Origin of the sequence: Paraburkholderia sp. Ac-20342, from assembly GCF_017104985.1 — a bacterium.
GTDB lineage: Bacteria > Pseudomonadota > Gammaproteobacteria > Burkholderiales > Burkholderiaceae > Paraburkholderia.
The window spans coordinates 1-23,700 of record NZ_JAAGPQ010000001.1 but is presented as its reverse complement, the minus strand read 5'-3'; the positions used below and the strand labels follow the sequence as shown (position 1 = coordinate 23,700).

At 62.1% G+C, this 23,700-nt stretch carries 16 protein-coding genes and 1 pseudogene; 10 read left to right on the top strand and 7 right to left on the bottom strand.

The features are described 5' to 3' along the window. Positions 1-25 precede the first annotated feature (25 nt). The 3 genes from xdhC to xdhA are packed head-to-tail and all read right to left on the bottom strand — an operon-like array spanning position 26 to position 4,651. Complete coding sequence (xdhC, locus tag G3N58_RS00080; protein ID WP_241016478.1) at positions 26-679, bottom strand: xanthine dehydrogenase accessory protein XdhC; 654 nt, start codon at positions 677-679, stop codon at positions 26-28. 23 nt (positions 680-702) lie between these two features. Next, a complete protein-coding gene (gene xdhB / locus G3N58_RS00075; RefSeq protein WP_205998195.1) occupies positions 703-3,078 on the bottom strand; it encodes a xanthine dehydrogenase molybdopterin binding subunit in 2,376 nt (791 codons plus the stop codon). Between the two features lie 55 nt (positions 3,079-3,133). After that, positions 3,134-4,651, bottom strand: a complete 1,518-nt coding sequence (gene xdhA / locus G3N58_RS00070; protein WP_167036218.1) for a xanthine dehydrogenase small subunit — start codon at positions 4,649-4,651, stop codon at positions 3,134-3,136. Between the two features lie 389 nt (positions 4,652-5,040). Between xdhA and G3N58_RS00065 the strand changes: the two genes are divergently transcribed. Continuing rightward, positions 5,041-6,252, top strand: a complete 1,212-nt coding sequence (locus G3N58_RS00065) for an MFS transporter (RefSeq protein WP_167036215.1) — start codon at positions 5,041-5,043, stop codon at positions 6,250-6,252. An 853-nt stretch (positions 6,253-7,105) separates the two neighbouring features. Continuing rightward, complete coding sequence (locus tag G3N58_RS00060) at positions 7,106-8,323, top strand: hypothetical protein (protein WP_167036212.1); 1,218 nt, start codon at positions 7,106-7,108, stop codon at positions 8,321-8,323. 22 nt (positions 8,324-8,345) lie between these two features. Here G3N58_RS00060 and G3N58_RS00055 read toward each other — a convergent pair whose 3' ends face one another. Continuing rightward, positions 8,346-9,116, bottom strand: coding sequence for a hypothetical protein (locus tag G3N58_RS00055; RefSeq protein ID WP_167036209.1), 771 nt, complete (start codon positions 9,114-9,116; stop codon positions 8,346-8,348). 466 nt (positions 9,117-9,582) lie between these two features. Here G3N58_RS00055 and G3N58_RS00050 point away from each other — a divergent pair, with 466 nt between their 5' ends. Then, positions 9,583-10,668 (top strand): GNAT family N-acetyltransferase, encoded by a 1,086-nt coding sequence (locus tag G3N58_RS00050; protein WP_167282185.1) that lies wholly within the window; start codon positions 9,583-9,585, stop codon positions 10,666-10,668. 13 nt (positions 10,669-10,681) lie between these two features. Here G3N58_RS00050 and G3N58_RS00045 read toward each other — a convergent pair whose 3' ends face one another. Continuing rightward, complete coding sequence (locus G3N58_RS00045; protein ID WP_240158604.1) at positions 10,682-11,965, bottom strand: DUF1972 domain-containing protein; 1,284 nt, start codon at positions 11,963-11,965, stop codon at positions 10,682-10,684. Positions 11,966-12,774: 809 nt separating this feature from the next. On the opposite strand from G3N58_RS00045, the gene G3N58_RS00040 reads away from it, so the two are divergent. The 5 genes from G3N58_RS00040 (at position 12,775) to G3N58_RS00020 (ending at position 19,733) form a co-directional block, all read left to right on the top strand. Then, positions 12,775-14,958: a polysaccharide biosynthesis tyrosine autokinase gene (locus tag G3N58_RS00040; protein ID WP_205998194.1), complete on the top strand. Its 2,184-nt coding sequence runs from the start codon at positions 12,775-12,777 to the stop codon at positions 14,956-14,958. A gap of 114 nt (positions 14,959-15,072) precedes the next feature. Then, a complete protein-coding gene (locus G3N58_RS00035; RefSeq protein WP_167036199.1) occupies positions 15,073-16,206 on the top strand; it encodes a GNAT family N-acetyltransferase in 1,134 nt (377 codons plus the stop codon). Between the two features lie 39 nt (positions 16,207-16,245). Further along, a complete protein-coding gene (locus G3N58_RS00030; protein ID WP_205998193.1) occupies positions 16,246-17,199 on the top strand; it encodes a glycosyltransferase family A protein in 954 nt (317 codons plus the stop codon). After that, entirely contained in the window at positions 17,196-18,464 is a 1,269-nt protein-coding gene (locus G3N58_RS00025; protein ID WP_205998192.1) for a hypothetical protein, read from the top strand. The genes G3N58_RS00030 and G3N58_RS00025 overlap by 4 nt, the downstream gene beginning before the upstream one ends. A 51-nt stretch (positions 18,465-18,515) precedes the next feature. Further along, positions 18,516-19,733: a glycosyltransferase family 4 protein gene (locus tag G3N58_RS00020; RefSeq protein WP_167036190.1), complete on the top strand. Its 1,218-nt coding sequence runs from the start codon at positions 18,516-18,518 to the stop codon at positions 19,731-19,733. A 123-nt stretch (positions 19,734-19,856) separates the two neighbouring features. Here G3N58_RS00020 and G3N58_RS00015 read toward each other — a convergent pair whose 3' ends face one another. Further along, positions 19,857-21,080: an alanine--glyoxylate aminotransferase family protein gene (locus G3N58_RS00015; RefSeq protein ID WP_167036187.1), complete on the bottom strand. Its 1,224-nt coding sequence runs from the start codon at positions 21,078-21,080 to the stop codon at positions 19,857-19,859. 609 nt (positions 21,081-21,689) lie between these two features. Between G3N58_RS00015 and G3N58_RS00010 the strand changes: the two genes are divergently transcribed. Next, positions 21,690-22,688: a 2-hydroxyacid dehydrogenase gene (locus tag G3N58_RS00010; RefSeq protein ID WP_205998191.1), complete on the top strand. Its 999-nt coding sequence runs from the start codon at positions 21,690-21,692 to the stop codon at positions 22,686-22,688. 93 nt (positions 22,689-22,781) lie between these two features. Here G3N58_RS00010 and G3N58_RS00005 read toward each other — a convergent pair whose 3' ends face one another. Next, positions 22,782-23,405, bottom strand: a complete 624-nt coding sequence (locus G3N58_RS00005) for a hypothetical protein (RefSeq protein WP_167036181.1) — start codon at positions 23,403-23,405, stop codon at positions 22,782-22,784. A gap of 89 nt (positions 23,406-23,494) precedes the next feature. Between G3N58_RS00005 and G3N58_RS33935 the strand changes: the two are divergent. Beyond that, positions 23,495-23,700 (top strand): annotated as a pseudogene (locus tag G3N58_RS33935) (enoyl-CoA hydratase); the annotation flags it as partial.

Below are 23,700 nucleotides of genomic sequence, written 5' to 3'. Positions count from 1 at the left end.
GGTCTTGCCGTAACGGTGCCCTGCGTTACGCCGTGGCCGGCACGACGGCCCGCTCGCTAACATCCGCGTCGCGAATCCGCACCTGCCCGTCAACCGGTGCCGCGGTAGCCCGCTGCGTCCTCAACCGCAGCAACTGCGCGCACACGGCAATCGCAATCGCCGCCGGCGCTTTATCGACGATCCCCTCGACGCCGATCGGACACGTCATCTCCACGAGCCGCTCGAGCTCGACGCCGCGATCGAGCAGACGCCGCTCGAATTTCACGCGCTTCGTCTTCGAGCCGATCATGCCGAAGTAGCTGAAATCGCGCCGCCGCATGATGCGCGCCGCGAGCGAAAAATCGAGCGCATGGTTGTGCGTCATCACGAGAAACCAGGCACCGGGCGGCGCCGCGTCGACGATCGCCTCGGGCGTGTCGGTCGCCTCGATCTGCACGTTGGGCGGCGTTTCGTCGGGGAACAGTTCGTCGCGTTCATCGACCCACTGCACCACGCACGGCAGACTGCCGAGCAGCTTCACGAGCGCATGCCCGACGTGCCCCGCGCCGAACAGCACGATATGCATCGGCGCCGGTCGCGGTTCAAGCTCTGACGCGACGCGGCGGCGGCCGATCCGCACTGCCGAGCCGTCGCCCGGTGCGCTCGTGCCGCGCACGAGATGAGTGAGGCATGCTTCCATACTGCGCTCCCGCAACTCGACACTCACCGTGACACCTGCCGCGCGGCCGTGGTGGCGGCACGCACCGCGCCGACCGCCTTGAGGATTTCCTCGCTGGTCGCGGGCGCGTTGAGCGGCGGATTGACCTGGTGGCCGCCGACCGCCGAGACCGCGTCGCGCACCGCGAAGAACACCGAGAACGGCAGCAGCAACGGGGGCTCGCCGGTCGCCTTCGAACGATGGATGCTGTCCTCGACATTACGGTTCTTGAAGAGCCGAACGTTGAAAACCGGCGGCACGTCGTTGACGGTCGGAATCTTGTAGGTCGACGGCGCATGCGTCATCAGCTTGCCGCCCGCGTTCCACCACAACTCCTCAGTGGTGAGCCAGCCCATGCCCTGAATGAACGCGCCTTCCACCTGGCCCACGTCGAGCGCCGGATTCAGCGACGCGCCCACGTCGTGCAGCGCATCGGCGCGCAGCACACGCATCTCGCCGGTCAGCGTGTCGATCACGACTTCCGACACCGCCGCGCCGTACGAGTAGTAATAGAACGGCCGGCCCTGCAGTTTCGACTGATCCCAGTAGAGCTTGGGCGTCGCGTAGAAACCGTCGGACCACAACTGAATGCGCGCGAGGTAAGCCTTCGCGACCACTTCCTCGAACGGCACGGCCACGTCGCCCACCACCAGGCGGTCGTGCACGAAGCGCACGTCCGATGCGTTGACGCGGCCCGCGCCGTAGCGGTCGGCGGCGAACGCAGCAAGCCGTTCGCGCAGCTGGCGCGCGGCGTCCTGGGCGGCCTTGCCGTTCAGATCGGAACCGGTCGAAGCCGCCGTCGCCGACGTATTGGCGACCTTGCTCGTATCGGTCGCGGTCACGCGAATGCGGTTGAAGCCCACGCCTAGTTCATGCGCGACGACCTGCGCGACCTTCGTGTTGAGTCCCTGGCCCATTTCGGTGCCGCCGTGATTCACGAGCACCGAGCCATCGGTATAGATGTGTACGAGTGCGCCGGCCTGGTTGAAGTGCGTGACGTTGAACGCGATGCCGAACTTGACCGGCGTCAGCGCAAGCCCTTTCTTCAGGACCTCGTTGTTCGCGTTGAACTCGTCGATCTCCTTGCGGCGCGCGCGGTAATCGCTCGTCGCTTCGAGCTCGTCGATCAACTCGTGAATCACGTTGTCTTCGACCACCTGGCCGTACGGCGTCTGGTTGCGCTCGGTCTTGCCGTACAGATTGCGGCGGCGCACGTCGAGCGCATCGAGGCCGACCGAGCGCGCGACGTTGTCGATGATGTACTCGATCGCGAACGCGCCCTGCGGGCCGCCGAAGCCGCGAAACGCCGTGTTCGACTGCGTGTTGGTCTTGCCGCAGAAGCCGTCGATCGACACGTCGGAGAGCCAGTACGCATTGTCGAAGTGGCACAGCGCGCGCGTCATCACCGGGCCGGACAGATCGGCGGAAAAGCCGCAGCGCGAAGTCATGTCGACCGCGACGCCGTCGATCACGCCTTCTTCGTCGTAGCCCACTTCGTATGTGTAGTGGAAATCGTGGCGCTTGCCGGTGACCATCATGTCGTCGTCGCGGTCCGGGCGCAGTTTGACCGGGCACAGCAGCTTCCACGCGGCGAGTGCCGCGCAGCAGGCGAACAGCGCCGACTGCGATTCCTTGCCGCCGAAGCCGCCGCCCATGCGCCGGCATTCGATCAATACGTTATGCGAAGCAACGCCGAGCGCATGCGCGACGAGGTGCTGCATTTCGGTCGGATGCTGCGTCGAGCAGTAGACGTGCATGCCGTCGTCGTCCTTCGGCACCGCGTACGAAATCTGCCCTTCGAGATAGAACTGCTCCTGGCCGCCGAGCAGCATCTCGCCGGCCTCGCGACGCGCGGCGCGCGCGATCCTCGTGCCGGCATCGCCGCGCGCGAGCTTCATCGGCGGCAGCACGAACTGGTTCGCGGCACGCGCCTGCTGCGCGGTCAGCACCGCCGGCAGCTCCTCGTAGACCACCTCGGCGCGGCGCGCGCCGAGCCGCGCCGCCTCGTGCGAGGTCGCGACCACGATAAAGATCGGCTGGCCGACGTATTGCACGACACCGTTGGCGAGAATCGGATCGTCGCCATGGACGATCGGGCCGACGTCGTTGACGCCGGGGATGTCGTCGGCGGTAAAGACCGCGACCACGCCGGGCGTCGCGCGCACCTTGTCGAGCGAGATCGATACGAGCTTCGCGTGCGCCTTCGCCGAGAGCCCGAGCGCCGCGTGCAGCGTGCCGGCCAGTTCGGGGATATCGTCGGTATAGGTCGCGCGGCCGCTCACGTGCAGATGCGCCGATTCATGCGGACGCGAGACGTGGACCTGGGTGAAGTCGTCGAGGTCCTGAAGCTCGTTCAGGAACGGTTCGGCTTGCTGGTTCATTGTGGTGTTCTCCGTATTTCTTAAGCGCGCGTTGGGCTCGCGGGGCTCGCCGGGCTCAAGCGCTCGCGCCGGCCGGCGCGACCGCGCGCACGTCGAGCGCGTTCTTCGGCAGCGGACGATTCGTGCGCGTTTCGAGCCAGAAGCGGTACAGCGTGTTCTTCGCCGCTTCGAGGCGATAGTCGCTGGTCGCGCGCATATCGGTGAGCGGCGCATAGTCGTTGCCGAGCGCGAGCATCGCGGCCTGCGCGGTCGCCTCGTGCCATTCGGCATCGCGCAGCACGGCTTCGGCATGGAGCGCGCGCTTCGGCGTCGCGGCCATGCCGCCGAACGCGATGCGCGGCTCGCGGATCACGTCGCCATCGGCGATGAACGAGAACGCCGCGCAGACAGCCGAGATATCCGAATCGAAACGCTTCGAGAGCTTGTAGGTGCGAAAGCGCAGGTTCGCGCGCGCGCCGCCGCGCGTCGGCACCTTCAGGCCGACCACGAACTCGTGCTCGGCCATGTCCTTCTTCTGATAGGCGAGGTACAGGTCTTCGAGCGGCATCTCGCGCTCGATCTCGCCGCCGCGCACGATCACGCGTGCGCCGAGCGCGATCAGGCCCGGCATCGAATCGCCGATCGGCGAGCCGTTGGCGATATTGCCGCCGAGCGTGCCGGCATTGCGGATCGGCAGCGAGGCGAAGCGCTGCCACATTTCGGTCAGCTCCGGATACTGCTTCGCGATCTCCGCATACGCTTTTTCGACGCTGACACCCGCGCCGATTTCGATCCAGTCGTCGCCGGTTGCGAGCTTTTGCAGCTCGGCGATCTGCCCGACATAGACGAGGTTGCCGAGCTCGCGCATCTGCTTGGTGACCCACAGGCCGATGTCGGTGCTGCCCGCGAGAATGCGCGCGGCCGGCGCCTGTTCCTTGATCTGCGCGAGCGCCGCAACCGTGCGCGGCGCGGCGAATTGCTGGCCGGCGTGCTCGTAGCGGAACGTCTCGCTGCGCTCGATCGATGCCAGCGCGGCGGCCAGCGCCTTCACGTCGACCGGCGCTTTCGGCGCAGGCGCCTCGAACATGCGCTCGGCCGCATCGACGATCGGCCGGTAGCCGGTGCAGCGGCACAGATTGCCCGTGAGCGCATTGCCGATCGCCTCGCGCGACGGCACGGAGCGATTCGCGCAGCCCTGTTCGTGGCCGTGCTTCTCGTAGAGCGCCCACATCGACATGATGAAGCCCGGCGTGCAGAAGCCGCACTGCGAGCCGTGGCAATCGACCATCGCCTGCTGGACCGGATGCAGCGCGCCGTCCGGCTGACGCAGGTCTTCGACCGTGAAAAGCGCGCGGCCGTCGAGCGTCGGCACGAACTGGATGCAGGCGTTGACCGCCTTGAAGTCGACGCCGCCCGCCGCGTTGCGCTCGCCGATCACGACCGTGCAGGCGCCGCAGTCGCCCTCCGCGCAGCCTTCCTTGGTGCCGGTGCAATGCGCGTCCTCGCGCAGATACTGCAACACCGTGCGGGTGACGGGCGCGTCTTTGATCTCGCGGATCGCGTTGCGGTGATAGAAGCGGATCGGCTCAGTCATGTCTCGTTGCTCTCTTCTGTTGGGTGCCCGCGCGCACGCGCCACGGCGATGATTCGAAAACTATCACCGTCAATAAAGGCAACCCATAGCGCGATTCGCATGCGGGACATATCCGCAAGACGATATCGGGATGAATTTGCGTGGTACCGTGCTTATGTTGGCAATGTATTTTTGCCACTTTTGTATATTTTTTATTGATTTATTGCCACTCAGGGCAACGACAGGTGCCGGCTCCCAGCCCCTGCAAGCCCACGCCGGCACGGCAAAACGGACCTTTATATGAATCCGGCAGGCCGGTCGATCTGACCGATTTTTGAGCAAACTCTGCAAGGGGATCGGTTCCATGGGAGAATCACGCCTTCCCGCCGATTTCAAGTCTCGTTTTCCCGATGTCCACCGACTCCGCGCCCAACCGCAGCGAATTTGCGACGACCCTGCAGATCATTCCGGTCGTTTTTTTCACCTTCCTTTGCTATCTGACGATCGGCATTCCGCTCGCGGTGCTGCCCGGCTACGTGCACGACGACCTCGGCTATAGCGCGGTGCTGGCGGGCGCGGCGATCAGCGTGCAATACATCGCGACGCTCGCCTCGCGGCCGCTCGCGGGCCGCTCGGCCGACACGCTCGGGCCGAAGCGCACGGTGTCGATCGGGCTGCTCGGCTGTGGCGCAAGCGGCGTGTTCCTGCTGCTCGCGGCGCTGACGAGCCACTGGCCGGTGCTGAGCCTCGCGCTGCTCGTCTGCGGCCGCCTCGTGCTCGGTTTCGGCGAGAGCCTGTGCGGCACCGGCGCGATTCTGTGGGGCATCGGCCGGGTGGGCACGGCCAACAACGCGCGCGTGATTTCGTGGAACGGCATTGCGACCTACGGCGCGCTCGCGATCGGCGCGCCGCTCGGCGTGGCGATTTCGCATGCCATCGGCTTTACCACGCTCGGCATTCTGGTGATCGCGCTCGCGGCGCTCGGCTACTACGTCGCGCGGCTGATCGCGCCGGTGCCGCTGGTCCACGGCGAGCGGATGTCGTACCGCAGCGTGTTCACGCGCGTGCTGCCGCACGGCATCGGCCTCGCGCTCGGCTCGGCCGGCTTCGGCTCGATCGCGACTTTCATCACGCTGTTCTATGCGGCGCGGCACTGGCCGAATGCGGCACTCTCGCTGACGCTGTTCGGCACGCTGTTTATCGGCGCGCGCCTGCTGTTCGCGAACACGATCAAGACCTACGGCGGGTTCCGCGTCGCGATTGCGTCGTTCGTGTTCGAGTGCGCGGGTCTCCTGATGCTGTGGCTCGCGCCCGAGCCGCACGTCGCGCTCGCGGGCGCCGCGCTGACCGGCTTCGGCTTCGCGCTCGTGTTCCCGGCGCTCGGCGTCGAGGCGGTCGGACTCGTGCCGCCCGCGAGCCGCGGCGCGGCGCTGTCGGCGTATTCGGTGTTTCTCGATCTGTCGCTCGGCATTACCGGGCCGTTGGCCGGGTATATCGCGGGCGAGTTCGGCTATGGCTCGGTATTTCTGTTCGCGGCGGCGGCCGCGGCCGCGGCGGTGGTGTTGTCGACGGTGCTGTATTTGCGGAATGCGAAGGTGGGGAATCTGTCCGCAGTGCAGTGAGTCCTCGCTCCCCCGCTATCGATGCGTTTCGATCGAGCCGGCCAGGACGTTCGTATTCGTCCCGCCGGCGCTCCAGGATCAGTAGTTCCTCCCGGCTTCGCACAGCACCTCCAACCCGCTCATAGCGCCCGCAGCGCAAACCAGCAGAAATTTCCAGACCGACGCGTTACCACGACATAAGAGTCAAAGCTCCGGTCGATCTGCCGATTCGCGTCATTTCTCAGGTCTGCCCAATACAGCGTAATTTAGAGATTTTGAATGTCATGGCGGAATGTGCGACAGGACACGTTCCCGTTCAAACTCTCACGCTATAAAGCCATAGGTCTCGCGTATCTGCCCGTGCAGGATCGAACGGGCAGTTCCCCTGGCTGTCTGTATCTCCCGATTGCGTTTGCGTGACACGGGCCCTGCCCGGACCGTCATGAACTATTGCGCACCGGTTCCCGCACGAAACTGACTGAAACACGAGACACATTCAACGTTGCGCAATCCGCTTGCCTGTCCGGAACAATCGCGCAATTCGGACAGGACCACATTTCATTGGCGGCCTATCTCTACTCGCTTCCTGAAAGGAAGTATCGAGCAACACGAGCACTCACCAGTCAGAAGACCGACTCATCGGATTTAACACACCCCCGCTCCTCCGATACACAGAGCGCGAAGGTCAAACTCAACCGGTACGAAGAATGAAAACGGATGACGTGATTTCGCTTCCTTGCGCCGGATTCCCTCCGATCGCGTCCGGCTCATTTCACGCAACACGCTTTCACGACGTACAGGTTGAAGAGGTATCGTGAAACCATTAGGTCGCCTCCTTTTCTCGTCGCTTACAGGCGTATTGTGCGAAAAAGTCGTGGGAACACTCGCGGCGATCGCCAGCAATCATCTTTTTGCCAATATCTACGGCGCGCGCCTGTTCGGCGAATTGCAATTCGCGTTGTCGCTAGCGGCGGTGGTCGGAAGCACCGCCCTTCTGTTCAGCGCGCAATCCGTCGCGCCGATCTTCGGCAAACATCCGCGGCTGCGCCATATCGTGTTTTATCGCGCGTTCCGTCTGCGCCTCTTTTCGACACTCGGCGTCATGCTGATCTTTTGCGTGGGCGCATGGTTCCTGATGGCGCGGGCCGGCGCCGAACTCGCCATCGTGGCAAGCTTCCTGCTCATCGTGGAACCGATCGCACTCGGCTCGCTGATGGCCTACGCCGAAAAAAGCCCATGGATCATCACCCGCGCCAAGACGCTGGCAAGCGGCGTCCGGGTACTGTGGCTGTTTCTCGCCGCTCACCTTTCGGCCGGCGCGCTGTTTGCCTCGATCGCGTGGCCCATCGAGGCCATCGTGGCCGCGGCCGGGCCATTTCGCCGCTATCGCAAGTTAGCGCTCAGTACACCGAAGTCGCTTCTCGGCGATACAGTCGTGACGAAAACATTGGTAACGCGCGGGCTCAAATTCTGGCCGGCCGTCGCCGCGGGCATCCTGATCCTGAGAATAGACCGCGTTCTGCTCGGCATGCTGATGTCGAAAGCCGATCTGGGTATCTACGCGGCAGCAGCCTCGCTCGTCGAGCAGTGGAATTCCGTCGGCGCGGCGCTCTCTCTCGCGCTCGCACCCAGCATGGTGTTCATCGCGAGAAATGAAGCACAGCTTCGCCAGAAAGCGCTCCGGCTCGGGGTTTATCTGAGCGCGCTCGCGGCCGTCGCTTTCGTATGCAGCCTGTTCGTGGGACCGGCGGTGTTTCTTCTGATCTACGGCCCGAAATTCGTGGCCGGCGCGCCTGTGATGATCTACGCCGCCGGTTGCTCGATCGTGATGTTCGCCGACGACGGGCTGAACACCTGGTTCATTGCCGCGCGCCGGTATCGGCTGATTCTGATCAAGCAGGCCATGACGCTGCTTGCCATTGCGGTGTCGCCATTCATCATGCCCAGAATCTGGATCATGTATGCGCCGTTCACGGCAAACGCGGTGGCGCTTCTCGTCTTCTGGTGTGTCATTTATGGCCAGAACGCCTATCGCACCGGCAAAATAGGCAAGACGTCCTCGTCGAATTCGCTCTCCGGCCCGAACCTTTGATGCGGCCCGGCTTCGAGGCCTGCTAACACGAGAAAAGCGTTGTCTGTGCCGTCCGATTGCGCGCGAAAATCGTCGTCATCGTGAAGCATTGCCATTCGGTGGTCAGAAACTGGAACCGTCCCACGGCAACGCCGGCACTGCTGCGATAGTTGTCCCACACGGAATTGACGCCCGCCCAGTAATCCGCGCCGACCGACAGCACGTATCGATTGTCGACCTCCGCGGCGGTTTGTCCTGTCGCCGGATTGATTCGAGCCTCGACCGCCACCAGGATGCCCGCGAGATTGCTCGAATCGAAATTCACCTTGCCGGCCGTTGGCCAGAAATGGAATGCCGCCTTGGGATTCGTCATGACCGACGTGTAACCGCCCGAATCCAGACGGATATCCGCCGGGATATTGATGTTGCCCTGGTAGTCCGGATTGAATTGCGCGCCATCCAGCGTATTGGTGGACTGAATCAACTGCAGCTTGCCGGATGTGCTGAGCAGATAGGTGCGAAAATTTCTCAGCGACACGTTTAGCGACACCGGCGCGGCTCCGGCAACGAGAAATATCTGCCCCCATCCTGTGATCGCATGGAATCCGGCCGGAGGGCTGTTACCGGCCTGGACGACCGGTTGAGTCTGCCAGCTGTACGACGGCGGCACACCGCTTGGCCTACCCTCGTTCGGCATGTGCATCTGCTGGACCGCGTCGACAATGCTCGACTGCAACGCAACTGCCGACTGCCCCGATGCTCTCACCACGACGAGCAGAAGCACACAGGCGGCAAACTTCAGACTCTTTTTCATGTCGATTTACCCGAATCGAACAGCAGACATCTTCCAACGCGAACTCACAAGGACGCCCTCCACCGCCGCATGAGCGTACGGCCAACCTGCCTCGATCAGACGTTAGATCAATAACTACCGGACCGCCACCTTTTATTGGGTTGTTGCACGGCGCCTGCCCGCTCGCAGGCGAACTAGCTGAGGTGTACGCGTGAAATGAATCCACGCGCCGCATTTCCATCTGGAATGCTTAAATAAGGTGTCGCTTCCCAGTGCGCTATTCCTCCATTCCATCGTGCGATTCCGCACTCTTTATGACAGGCAAACGTAATAGAATTCACGCAGTCATTCCGCTACGTCTCCGACAAGAAGAAATGAGGAGCACGACAAATAGAATCCATGTCCGAAGCCTGGCGTGGCGCGTGTGAACTTCCAGACATGTATTGGATTCGCTGTTCGTAAACCGCACAAGTGAGCACAGCACCCAATGGCTATCGATCGCTTTCCGCTAATCAACTCAACTGAGCATTTCATGAACCCCGGGATCGCGCAAAGCGGAGCCGATATCGTCCGGCCCGCTCAGAAATCCCGGCCCAGCTTCATTGGACACTCGATCTTTCACGAACCGTGGTGGCTCGACATCGCCACAGGCGGCAATTGGCATCTCGTCAAAGTCGTGGAGAATAACGAGGTCATCGGCGAAATGCCCTATACGCTCGTTAAAAAGGGGTTCTGGAAAGTCTCCGAAATGCCACCGCTCACTCGCTGCCTCGGCCCCGTCATCAGATCGTCAACCGGTCATGCCGAAGATGAATGGCGGCACCGCTTCAACGTCTGCGACAAGCTGATACGGCAGCTACCTGGCTGCGATCTGTTCGAGCAGTTGCTGGACCCGGATGTTTCGGAAGCGGAAGCGATTGCCTTTACCTTTAACCGCTTCACGGTACTCGTCAACTTCACGCTGAGAATTTTTCCGCAACAAACCGAGCCGGAGGTTTGGGCTCGCATGCGCGCGAATACGCGTAATGTGATTCGCCGCGCTTCGGAACAGTTGAGCGTCAAGGAAATACTCGACGCCGATGAATTCGTCCGCTTCTACGACGCCAATCTCGCGGCGCGTCAACAACGCAATATTTACGGCTCGGCGGTCATGAGAGCGCTGCTTGCTCAGGCCGTCGGGCGCGACGCGGGCAAGATGCTGGGCTGCTACAGCAAGGACGGCGTATTGCAGGCCGCGATTGCCGTCGTGTTCGACGACACCGCGCTCTATTATTTGCTGTGCTCCCGCAGACAGGATACGCATGGCGGTGCGGTCAGCCTTCTCATCTGGTCAGCCATCCGGCTGGCGCATGAACGGCAGCTGGTATTCGATTTCGATGGGGTCTCAAGCCAGGGAATCCTCACCTTCCTGTCCGGATTTGGCGGAAAGCTGGTGCGCCGCTTCGAGATACGCCGGCTGCAACCCGGCTACGCGACGTTTCGCCGCCTTTATCGAAACACGCAGTCAATGGTCGAAACGACGGCAAACCGGCTGCAACGGGCAAAAGGCGCCGGCGCGGCGCCCGAGAACTGACACCCGGCGTCAATCAAAGCCGCTTCTGCGGCTTGAATGCCAGCGGCTCGCTGGCATTGTCGCAATAGCGCTCCAGTAACGTCTCGTACTCGTCGAGAATGCCGGACCATTGAAACATGCTCGCGAAGCGTTCCCGGCTGACCGCGCGCATTTTCGCGACCGCCGAATCGTCCCGCAACAGATCTTCGATATGACGTTCGCACTGGCTCGTCGATGAAAAGTAGCGGTTCTCCGAGCCCGCGACCCATCTGTTGAACGGGTTATCGTGCGCGATGATGGCACTTCCGGCACCCAACGCCTCGACCAGCGACGGGTTGGTTCCCCCCACCTTGTGTCCGTGAAGATAGAACCTCGCGTAATACCTGAGTGACCGTATCATCTCGGTTTCATAAACCGCGCCGGGAAAGACCACTTCGTCGCTTGCCGCCTCCATCACGCGACGGTGATAAGGCCGCTTGCCCGGCTCATAATTGCCGAGCACCACCAGTTTGGCGCCGCGCCGTTTGTGCGAAAACGCCCGGACTACTTCGAGTATGGAGTTCTCGGGCTCGGGTCTGCCGATCAGAATGCCGTACCTGTCCGCAGTCAGGGATAACTCCCTCAGCCGGTCCGGACTGGCATGCTCGATACGATCCGCGCCATAAGTAATGGTCGTGATCTTGCTGCGAGACACGCGCGTCGACAGATGATCTGCAATCACCGGGTGATCGGCGACCAGATGATCCCCGACCCAGCAACCAATGCGCTCATTGAGCCATAGCCACGCACGCTCGTGTTTGCGCCACTTGTCGCGCCGCCATTCGAGGCCGTCCATGTTGATGATATTTTTTACGCCGCGCAGCCGCATCCATAAGCAGAAGAGCGCGGTGTTATAGCCGAGCGTCAATGCAACACCGGGCCGGCTCCTGACCACGTCGCGAACACAGGTCCAGTCGAACTCCAGCGTCGCGGCCGCGCCCTCGCGGCTCACCGGAAACGTGATGCGGTGAATGCCCTGCCATGTGTCGTCGACAGGCTGCCGCATTCCTCTCGTGCCCTGACAATACACAGTCACGGTCCAGCCATGATCGCGCAAATGAAACGCAAGCCGTTCCGCAAACGTTTCGAATCCTCCATGACGTGCCGGTATTCCACGCGTACCAAGAATGGCGATCGTTTTGTTGCCTGTCATACATTTAGCTCCGGGCGCAAATGACCGCGCGGCGGCGCAACGTCTGTTTTTCACGCAGACGATCCCACTCGCGCGCCTACCGGCGCGGCTCGAATCGAGTTCGCCGGAAGCAGCGAAGAGCGGCATCTGCTTCTTCCCGAGCGGATCGACAGACGTGCGTCGACCCGATCGATAGATCGTCTCGTTTTCAGTTTTGATTTGCGCCTGCGTCGATTCGTGAACGGCGTGTGCGAATCGAAATATGCCGCACGGAATTATGAAGACTGATTTAAGAGATATTTCAGACGGCGTTACTCCATATACGGCGGACCCAACACCGGAAGACCGGGGATTTTCATACTCTTATGCGAATTACGCCACCCATTCGTTGATATCCGCTCGCCGATTTAATTTTTACTATCCGGTCCGCTTCAAAACAAACGGGAACGATCATAGAACCTCGGCATTTTCCGGCTATGTGCGCTAGCGAACTTTTCCCTCGGCAAATTTCAACCCGGCGGGTTAACCTTGATTCATATGAAATTTATATCTCAAAATTAAGGTGTCAATTTTTCATTACAAATCATCATTCCACCCGGAAAATCATTCATATTTTCACACGAATAATCCAGGATATTAAATTCCGCCATGGCGTATAAAGCCAGATAATTTGTCGGATTAAAAGGATTCAGGCTCGACATAAACGATGGTTCAATGTGGCTTGGCACGCACAGCGGGCCGGATACCAATGCTAGTGTTGCGCCGTGGTGGAATCCGCTCTTCCCACTACGCCGTATCCATGCTGCGAGGCCAGTCCCGGCGCAATCGCCGGTTCAATCCGCTGGGCCTCGCGTGTATTTCCCGCAGGAAGCGGCACAGCATTTCTCCATGAGGTGACTATGAGGCAGGCAGAGCAGACACGCGGCAAACCTCGCGCGCGTCCGGATGAAATAAATATGACGACGCTGCTCGAAACGCTGCTTCGTCACAAAACCATGATTGGCGCCATCGCGGCCATCGTGTTTTTGCTCGCCTGCGGCTACGCGTTCCTGAGTCCTCCGGTGTACGAGTCACACATTCTGGTCAAGATCGACGAAACCGGCGACACCGCATCGGCCGCTCAAAAAGATCTGCTCAATTATGTGTCGCGACCTTTCAACGAAAAATCCTCCGCCGAACGCGAAGCTCAACTACTCGATTCGCGAAATATTCTATGGAAGGCGGTCACGCAGTCGAAGCTCTATATCGAGGCGTCACCCCACTATTTCCCTCTTATCGGAGCGGCCATCGCACGGCAGGCCAATGATCTTTCGACGCCGGGAATATTGGGTCTGGGCGGTTTCGTATGGGGCAACGAAACCATCGAGGTAAGCAATTTCGAGGTGCCCGAGCAATTCCGGGGAAAAACGTTCCGTCTGCGGACGCTCGCAAACAACCAGTACGAACTGACAGGCCCGGGCCTGCCCGCGGCGGTAACAGGCAAAATCGGCGTAGCTGAGCAGTTCGTCTCGCATGCGGGACCGATCACCCTGCTCGTCGAGGCAATCCATAGCGCGCCGGGTGGAGAGTTCATGATTCAGCGCCGGCCGGAGCAACTGGTGGTCGACGAATTGCAGAAAGCTGTCAAGGTCACGGAGCAAGGCAATAAATCAGGCATTCTGATGGCCTCGCTCAGAGGCAACGATCCGCAAAGGATCGCGCAGACCATCGGCGAAATCGGCGAGCAATACCTGCAATGGAACATCAAGCTCAAGTCGGATATCGCCAAGGCATCGCTCACCCGTCTGAACGAACAACTGCCGCAGATGAAGGCACAGGTCAACGAGGCCGAGACGGCCTATAACACCTATCGCAATCAGCACGGCATCATCGACATCAGCGAGGAAAGCCATCTGCTCGCCAAACAGCTCGCGGACGAAACGGCGCAACTCGTGGGACTGCAGCGCACGCGCGAACAGAAACTCGCGACGTTTTCGGCCTCGTCCGCCGACGTCACCGCAATCGACCAGCAGATCACTACGACGCAGCAGGCCATCAACCGGCTGAACGGCAAGATCAGACAGATGCCGCTCACCGAGCAGGATGCGCTCCGGCGGCTGCGGGACCTGCGCATCAGCGAGGAACTCTACTCCGCGATGCGCAGCAAGATTCAGGAGATGCAGGTGCTCAGCGCGGGCACCGCGGGCTCCGTGCAACTCGTCGATTCAGCCGAGGTGCCGCTGCGCCCGGTCAAGCCCGTGAAACTGCTCGTTCTCGCGGCCGGACTGATGGGCGGGCTGCTGCTCGGCGCCGGTGTGGCCTTGGCTCGCGACCGGCTGTTTCGCGGTGTGACCGATACGGAGGACATCGAATCGTCCACCGGCTTGAGCGTCTACGCGACAATTCCGTTCAGCGAAAAACAGGCGGCGATCATGCGGCGCGCCGCAGCCGGCTTGCCGCAGCAGTTGCCCCTCGCGACTTGCCACCCGCACGATCCCGCGATCGAAAGTCTGCGCATGTTGCGCTCCGCGTTGCAGTTCGCCGCCGTCGGCGCGCGCAACAACGTCGTCATGCTGGCCGGCCCGCTGCCCGGCATCGGCAAGTCCTTCCTGTCCGTCAACCTGGCGACGGTGCTTGGCGCAGGCGGCAAGCGCGTGCTGCTGATCGACGGCGACCTGCGCAAGGGCCGCCTCGAACAGCATCTGGGCGTCGCCCGCGGGGACGGCCTCGCGGACGTGCTGTCGAACCGCTGCTCGCTGCAGGACGTCGTCGTCAAAAACGTCCAGCGCAATCTCGATCTGCTGCAGACCGGCATCTACCCGCCGAACGCCGCGGATCTGCTGACGAGCGGACGCTTCGCGGAAACGGTCGAGTACGCATCGCGGCACTACGACATGGTGCTGATCGACGCGCCCGCGATTCTCGCCGTGTCGGACATCGGCATGATGGTGCCCGTCGCGGGAACGATCTTTCTGGTCGCGCGTTTCGGCGAAACGCTGAAGGGAGAGATCGACGCGGCGGTCAAGCGCCTCGCGCAATCGGGTGCGAAAGTCAGCGGCATTCTGCTCAATGCGGTCAAGGTCCACGCGGCCAACTATGAACTGGCGCGCCGTTACGGCACTCACGCATACGTACAGGACTACGGCCAGGACCATCAATAAGCGCTCGCTGACATTCCCGCGCGGCATTCGATCCCGGATCGACGCGCAACTCAAACCGGTTCACGAACACATGAAGCCAGCCTCGACAGGCTGGCGTCGTCGCGAGGAGAGCGCATGGGCGCAAGTACTTCTGAAATCGTCGTCGTGACCGATCCTGCGGTCTTCCAGTCGCTGCAAGCCGAATGGGACGCATTGTGGAGCGAGGCCAATGGGCTTCACTTTCAGGCCTTCACCGTTTGCCTCCTGTGCTGGACCCAGGTCGCGCAGCCGCTCGGCAGACGGTTACACTGCGTCGTCTACCGCGAGAACGGAAAACTCCTGCTTGTCTGGCCGCTGGTCAGCCATCGGCGTCTGTTCTGGAACGTACTCGATCCGCTCACCCCTGGAACGATCGAGCACACCAGCATGCTGGTCACGGAAGGCCCGCATAAATCGCGCGCGATTGCGAGCGCCTGGGAAGCAGCGTGCAAGCGTTGCAGCGCCGACCTCTTCATCGTGCCCTATGTCGACACCGGCACGCCCTTGCATGAACATGCATCGCGGCATGCGCGGATCATGGCGATGTCGAACGACATTTCGATGAAAGTGGTCTTCCCGCGTTCCATGGACTGGAATACCTTTTGCACCGGCCTTGGCAGACTGGAGAAAAAACTGCCCGGCGCACGCTATCGCCGGCTCGCCAAAGAAGGCAATCTGGTCATCCGGCAACTCGGCATGGAAGACTCGGACTCTTTCGAAAAGTGGATCGAGTGGATCCTCACGACCAAGCGCGACTGGGCATCGAGCCGGGGAAAAGCCTCGACATGGCTCGCATCGCCCACGTATCAGCGCTATCTCATCGCGTTGCTGAATTCAGCCGACGAGCTCTCGAAAGCTCACCTGTTCATCGTCACGCTCGACGGAGAGCCGATTGCCGCCAACCTCATCGGCATGGGCAAAACGAGCCAGACCAACCTGATCGGCGCCTTCGACAAACGGTACGCCAAATTCGAGCCCGGCCTGCTCGTGAGGGAAATAGAAATGGAGCGTGCATTCGAACGGGGATTCGACGTCGATCTCGGCGTCGGCACCGAGCGGTTCAAGGTCTATTGGAGCAGCAATAACGTCTCGCCGAACGAGAGCTTCGAAATCGCGACGAGCCCGCTCGGATTACTCGCGTTTCGTATCAAACATCTGCTCGGCACGACCCGGACATGGGTTCGCGGCCAGACATCCCGCAAGCCGTCCCAGCCATCACCGAACACGTGAATCACGGCTCCGGTTTCGCGCGAGCCCAGGAGGAAACAGATGAATCACGCGATGGTCGACGTGGCGTGCAACCGGAACATGGCGAGAGCGCAGCGGCCGGCCGTGTCCGTCGTTCTGCCGGTGTTCAACGGCGAAACGCACATTGCGGAAGCCATCGACTCGATTCTCGCTCAATCGATGCCCGACTTCGAACTCCTCGTCATCAACGACGGATCGAGTGACGGCACCCGCGCGATCGTCGAGTCCTACGCTGCACGCGACGCGCGCATTGCGCTCTTCAATACGCTGAACCGCGGCATCGTTGCCGCCTTGAACTTCGGGCTCGAACTCGCCAGCGCGGAATTCATCGCCCGCATGGACGCAGACGACATTGCCTTGCCGCGGCGCTTCGAAATCCAGTTGGCCGTGCTGAAGCGCGACCCCGCGGTGGTCGCCTGCGGCAGCGACCTGCTCAAGTTCGGCGCCGTCACCGGATCGCTGCAATTTCCTCGCCACGACGCCATGTGCAAAGCGTCCCTGCTGTTCGGCACCTGCTTCGGACACCCTAGCGTCATGCTGCGCGCCAGCACGCTTCGCGATCACGATCTGCGCTATGACGCACGGTATCAATTCGCCGAGGACTACCGCCTGTGGTCGGTGCTCGCGCAGCACGGCAAGCTCTGCAATATCGCCCAGCCGCTCGTTCGCTACCGGATTCACGATGCGCAGATCGGTCGTGCGTCGCGCGAGCCGCAACGGCGCGCCCATCTGGCCGTCGCCCTTCTCAACTGGTCGGAGGCGGGGGCGGCGATCGATCCCGAGCGGCTGAGGAACTTCCTGTGGCCACGTCTCGAACGGCGCGCCGACCTCTGCCGCTACACGTTGCTGTTCTTCCAGGTCGCCGCCTGTGTACTCAATGTGCGCCATCGTAGCCGGCTCGATCATCTCTGGTTCGCCTTGCGCGCCTTTTCGCGCAATGCCGGCCGGCACATCCTGACAGGCCGGCCGGCATGACGACGCCCTACGATTCCAGCGAAAACCGGATGGATCTGCACGCGGCCGCCGGGCTGACTCATTCGAGCCAGCGTTTTTCATATCTGTCGCTGCTGCGCTGGGAGTTCGGCTACATCCTCATCCTGCTGATATGGTCGCTCTCGGGCGGCAGCGACGCGCTCAAGCTCGCCTCCGACGCTTATGCGATCGCCTTCGTGCTGTACATCGGCATACTGCTGGCGACAAGAATCCATCAGCTCGATCGCACCTGCACGATTCTGCTGGGATTCACCGCGTTCTTTTCACTAGGAAACCTGACGTTGAACGCGGGGCAGGAAAACATCGGCGAAAGCCTGAAAATATTGGCGATTTTCCTGTTCTTCCTCGCCGGCACCACGACCGAAGCGGACTTTCTCGAACGCGCACCCGGCAGGCTGATGGTCGTGCTGTTCGTCGCACTGCCCGTCGCGTTCTCGTTGCGGGATCTGTACGGCGGTTCGAGCTTCGATCCGCTCGACGAAATCTCGCTCTCGTTCTTCGCCAATCGCAACAACGCCATTCTGTTTGCCGTCGTCAGTTCGTGGACGCTGATGCTAGGCGGCGCCCGCCACTGGATCGTCACGCTCTATCTGCTCGCCTGCGCGATCGCCTTCAAGACGCTGGGCGCGATGCTGGCGATTCTGCTCGCGCTCTACCTGGTCTATCTCGGCTTCAACGTGCTGCGGATTGTCTTGCTGGGCTCGCTTGCCGCTGCGTTCGTGATGCTGTTCGGCAGCGAGCTGGAGGTCGTGACGCGCGCCACCGTCGCTTTCACGTCGCTGTCCCGTGTGATGGATCAGGCAGGAGGACTCTGGGGACTCGGCGCGATGAGCTACGAAGAGATCTACGAAGCGGTCGGCACCAGCGACATTTCGCTGATCTTCCGGCTCAAGCACTGGATCAATCTGTTCACGCTCTACGCCGACGGCTCGCTCACGCAGCAACTGTTCGGCTTTGGCGTCACGAGCAGTTTGCGTTTGACCGATCTCAAGCTGCTTCCGCACAACGACTACATCCGGTTCTTCTTCGAACTCGGACCGGGCATGCTGGCCTGCTTCATCGCGATGAACGTTCTGATCGTCAGGCGGATGGGAATCCGCTTCCTGTCCATACCCGCGATCTTCCTGTTCATCTATTTCTTTTCCGACAACATCGTGAACAACTTCCTCGTGATGTCGCTTTTCTACTTTCTGGCCGGCATGTTTTCGCGGCATATCGAGAGTTCGGAGCGCTATCTATCCGACTGAGGACCGGCGCGCTACCGCAATACCTCGCCCGCACCAGAAAACGCTTCGACCATGACGATACCCTCGACCATCCTGAACGTCTCGCAGAATTTCTTTATCAAAGGCGGCTCGGACAGCTACTTTCTGTCCCTCGGCGAACTGCTCGCGCAGCGCGGCCATGGGGTTGTGCCCTTCTGCGCGCGTAGCGAAAAGGACCTGCCTTCCGAGTGGTCGAAGTTCTTTCCGGCAGCAGCGGATTTCGAAGCGCCGTCGGTGATGGATGTCGCCCGTTTCCATTATTCGCAGGCGGCGAAGCGCAATCTCCGCTCGCTTCTTTCGGTGCGGCAATTCGACGTAGCCCATCTGCATATCTATTATGGAAAGCTCACGGGATCGATTCTTCCCGTGTTGAAGGACGCCGGCATTCCCATCGTGCAAACGGTCCATGACTACAAGCTGATCTGCCCGGTCTATACGTGCAGCCGCGACGGCAAGCCATGCGAGCTTTGCCATGGGCGCGACTACTGGCATGCGCTGGTACATCGGTGCAATCGCGGCTCCTATCTGCGCAGCGCGATCTCGACATCCGAAGCCTACGTTTCGCGCTGGCTCGGCAGCGTGGATGCGATCGATCGCTTCGTCGCGGTGAGCCGATTCTTCGCCGCGAAAATGCAGGCCAACGGAATCGATGCGAACAGGATCACGGTCGTGCCGAATTTCGTTCATCTCGAACAATTCGTACCGCAGTCCGAAGCCGGACGCTATATGGTTTATTTCGGCAGAATCGAGCGCTCGAAAGGCATCGGCACGCTGATCGAAGCATTCCGGCAATTGCCGGACGTGCCTCTCGTCATCGTCGGGGAAGGCAGTTTTCTTGCCGACGCGCGAGCACTCGCGGCGGCCAGCCCCAACATCCGTTTCACCGGATTCAAAAGCGGGAGCGAACTGTACTCGCTCGTCGGCGGAAGCGCCGCGGCCATTCTGCCGGCCGAAGCCTACGAGAATTGCCCGATCTCGATCCTCGAAAGTTTTTCATGCGGCCGGCCGGTCATCGGGTCGAACATCGGCGGCATACCGGAACTGATCGAACACGGTGAAGACGGCTACGTATTCGAGCCGCGCGACGTGCCGTCGCTCAAGCACTACGTGGAAAAAATCTGGGCACAGCGCGGCCGCAACGATATGGGCCGCGCCGCGCGCCGTAAAGCCGAGCAGCAATTCTCCGCCGACGTTCACTATCGGCGCATTCGCGACGTGTACGAGTCGCTGCCTTCGAGAGGGCGCGCATAAGCCTCTCGAATGCGAAGGACCTGCGGAACACGAAGGCCGCCATCGCCGCGCACGCCGCATCGGCAAGCGCCCGCGATACAGCCGGGAGAAACCCGGCCGACCGTGACGCTCCTTTAGCGCCCCCTAGCGTCCCCCCGACACCCCCCGCTCCAACGCCGCCACGCCCGCCGGCAAATCGACCTTGACGCCGAGATCGACCATCGTGCGGCCGAGCGCATGCACCGTGCGGAACAGATTGTGTTCGCGGCACTGCTCGCCCATCTGCCCGATGCGCACGATCGGCAAACCGAACGAGCCGGAGATTTCCACCTGATGCTGCCGCGAGATATGCGCGCACACGTCGGCGGGACTCAGGCCGTCTGGCACCTCGATGCCGACCACCGAATTGAGCCGGCAATTTTCCGGCGCATACAGTTGCAGGCCCATTGCCGTCACGCCTTGCTGCAACGCGAGCGAGCATTTCAGATGGCGCGCGAAGCGCTTTTCGAGCGTCTCGGCGCACACGAGCCGCAACGCCTCGTGCAAGGCGAGCACGCCCGACACCGGCGCCGTGTAGTGATAACCGGCGTTGTGCCAGAAGTTTTCCGCGAGCGACGCGTCGAGGCACCAGTGCGTATTCGGCACCGTGCGGCCTTTCACGCGCGCCCAGGCCGCATCGGAAAACGCGATCAGCGAGACGCCCGGAATCGACGACAGCCCCTTCTGCCCGCCCGTAATCACCGCGTCGATACCCCACGCGTCCATTTCGAGCGGCATCGTGCTCAAGGTGCAAACCGCGTCGACGATCACGAGCGCGCCCGCTTCCTTCGCAATGGCGGCGATGTCCTTCAGATGATGGTTCCACACCGTGTTCGAGGTTTCCCCCTGCACGACCGTCACGACCTCGGGACGCTCGCGGCGGATCGCCTCGGCCACCTGTTCGAGACTCGCGACCGTGCGGTCCGCGACCTCGAGCACGCTCACGCGCGCGCCGACGCGCCGGCCCATGTCGGCCATGCGATCGCTGAAGAAGCCGTTCTTGATGCACAGCATGCGCGTGCCTTCCCACGCGAGATTGGAGATCGCCATCTCCATCGCGCCCGATCCCGGTCCCGCGACGCCGAGCACCCACTTCGACTGCGTCTGGAACACATAGCGCGCCATCGTCTTCACCTGGTTCACGACCTTCGCCATCGTGCCGCCGAGGTGATTGATGACGATCGCATTGGCCTTGGCGACGGCGGCGGGAATCGGCACGGGGCCGGCGCCCATCATCAGCAGCGGTTCTTCGGGAAGGATGGCGTCGAGCGATTCGACAACCGGACAGGGGACGGACGAAGCAACGGTAGAGGATGAGGAAATCGGCATGATCGGTACGTGAATATTCAGGCGCAAGGGAACGAACGGCCTCGTGGCGGTTAAGCCAGCGAGGCCGTTCGTCCGATCATTCACCGAACCGCGCGATTGCGCAAGTTTTTCGGCACGCATGCCTGGGCAGTGCTGTATCGGCCCGCGCGCCGGTACAGTTACTTCATCTTGAGCGCGATCATGCGGCTGTCGGCGACGAGCCGGTCGATGAACTTGAGCCTGCCGGGCTAGGTCGTGACCGACTCGTCGTGCTAGTGCAGTTCCTTCTTCACACCACCCGGCAATTCGCCGAGCAGCCGGTCGAGCACGTCGTCGCGATGCGAATAGCCGACGACTCGGCAAAATTGCCAGATCGCGCAGCGTCGTTGCGGTGTGGCAAGCCGAAACGATCTCCCGCACGCCGGACAGTCGCTCTTTCCTCGCGAAGTCGCCTAATATCGTGAAACAGATAATCCGCTATTGGCGGAGTTCTTTCGGCCTGATTGAACAGGCCTCGTCCGGAATGCTTTTCAAGCAATATTGCAGTTCCGCAGCCCCGTCAGTCTTATTGTTGACGCGGGCCGATTTCGCGAAAACAAACGCCTGAACATGTCTTCTTCGGAGTCCGATATGCGCATGATCCTGTTCAGCTGCCGTCAATACGATAGCGACACGTTCACCGAAGCCAATGCCGCGCACGGCTACGAGCTGCATTTCCAGGAATCCCATCTCGATCGCGAAACCGCGGTCCTCGCCGCGGGCTACGAAGTGGTCTGCCCGTTCGTCAACGACACGGTCGACGCCGCCACGCTCGAACGGCTTCATGCCGGCGGCACGCGCATGATCGCGCTGCGCTCGGCGGGCTTCAATCACGTCGACCTCGCGGCGGCCGAACGGCTCGGCATGCTGGTCGCGCGCGTGCCGGCCTACTCGCCGCATGCGGTCGCCGAACATGCGGTCGGGCTGATCCTCGCGCTGAACCGGCGCCTGCCGCGCGCGGTCGCTCGCACCCGCGAGGGCGACTTCTCGCTGCACGGGCTGCTCGGCTTCGATCTGCACGGCAAAACGGTCGGCGTGATCGGCACGGGCATCATCGGCCGCGTATTCGGGCGCATCATGGCGGGCTTCGGCATGCAGGTGCTCGCGCACGATCCGGGCACGCCCGCTGCCGACCTGCTCGCGCTCGGCGCGCGCTACGTGCCGCTCGACACGCTGCTGGCCGAATCCGACGTCGTCAGTCTGCATTGCCCGCTGCTGCCGGCCACCTACCATCTGATCGACGGCGCCGCGCTGGCGAAGATGAAGCGCGGCGCGATGCTGATCAACACCGGGCGCGGCGGGCTCGTCGAGGCGAACGCGCTGGTCGGCGCGTTGAAGGACGGCCAGCTCGGCCATCTCGGGCTCGACGTCTACGAAGAGGAAGGCGGCATCTTCTTCGAGGACCACTCGAATCTGCCGCTGCAGGACGACGTGCTCGCGCGTCTGCTGATGTTCCCGAACGTGATCGTCACCGCGCACCAGGCGTTCTTCACGCGCGAGGCGATGAACGAGATCGCGCAGACCACGCTCGCGAATATCGCGGCATGGCAGGCCGGCACGCCGTGCAATGTCGTGCAAGCGGCGGGGTAGCAGCGAAGTAGAGGCAAGCGCGAACTTCAGGTGCAAACGTCAGGTGGGAACTTCAGACGCGAACTTCAGGCCCGCCCGAACCGGTCGTCCGGGCTACTCGCCTTGGTCGCGGTCCGGCCCGGTCGCGCGAATCGCGGTGCGGGCGTCGTCGGCCGCACCGCACAGCTCGCGCAGCAGCGCCGCCTCGCGCTCGTGCACTTCCACCGGACACCAGCGCGCCCCGGCCTCGGCCAGATAGCGCGCGCGGTGCTGGCCGTTGCGGAACGCCACCACGCCCTCGCGTTCGAGACCGAACCAGCCGAGCAGCCCCGGCGCGCGGCGCGTGGTGATCGTCACGTAGGGCATCTGCGGAATACGCGGGCTCTCGGGATCGAGAAACTCGCGAATCCCGCGCACCTTGCCCGTATGCCATTCGGCGACCGGCTTGAGCACATAGTCGGTGTTGTCGCGATCGGCGCAGACAAGCAGCTTGCGAAGATCGACGAGCACCACCTGGTGGCGGGTGCCGTCGGTGACGAACACGCGTTTGAGTCGCACATGGTCGTACCATGAATGCGCGCTTAGCGGCACGATCCAGACCGTTTCGGCGGAGATCGGCGCATCAGTTGATGATGAAGTGGGCAAAGGCAAGGACAAAGGCGGGCTCGGCAAGCTGGCGGAAGGCCGCCAGCGCATAAATAGAGCGCTCACGCTACGAGCCGGATGTGAAAGAAACATGACAGCCTACCGGATTAATCGCGCTGCATAAGCATGCCGCCACGCCGCCCATACCAACGGGCAAGCCCCGACCTACAAGGTACATAACGATGATAGCCACTCGGCATTTCAATGAACACGTGAGAATCGAGACAAATGAGGACAAAGGCCTCGCTACGATCGTGCTCGACCGGCCCGCGCGGCGCAACGCGGTCGACCGCCCGATCGCACAGGCGCTCGGCGCCGCGTTCGCGTGCTTCGAGGCCGAGCCCGCATGGCGCGCGGCGGTGCTGTTCGGCGCGGGCGGCACAGCACA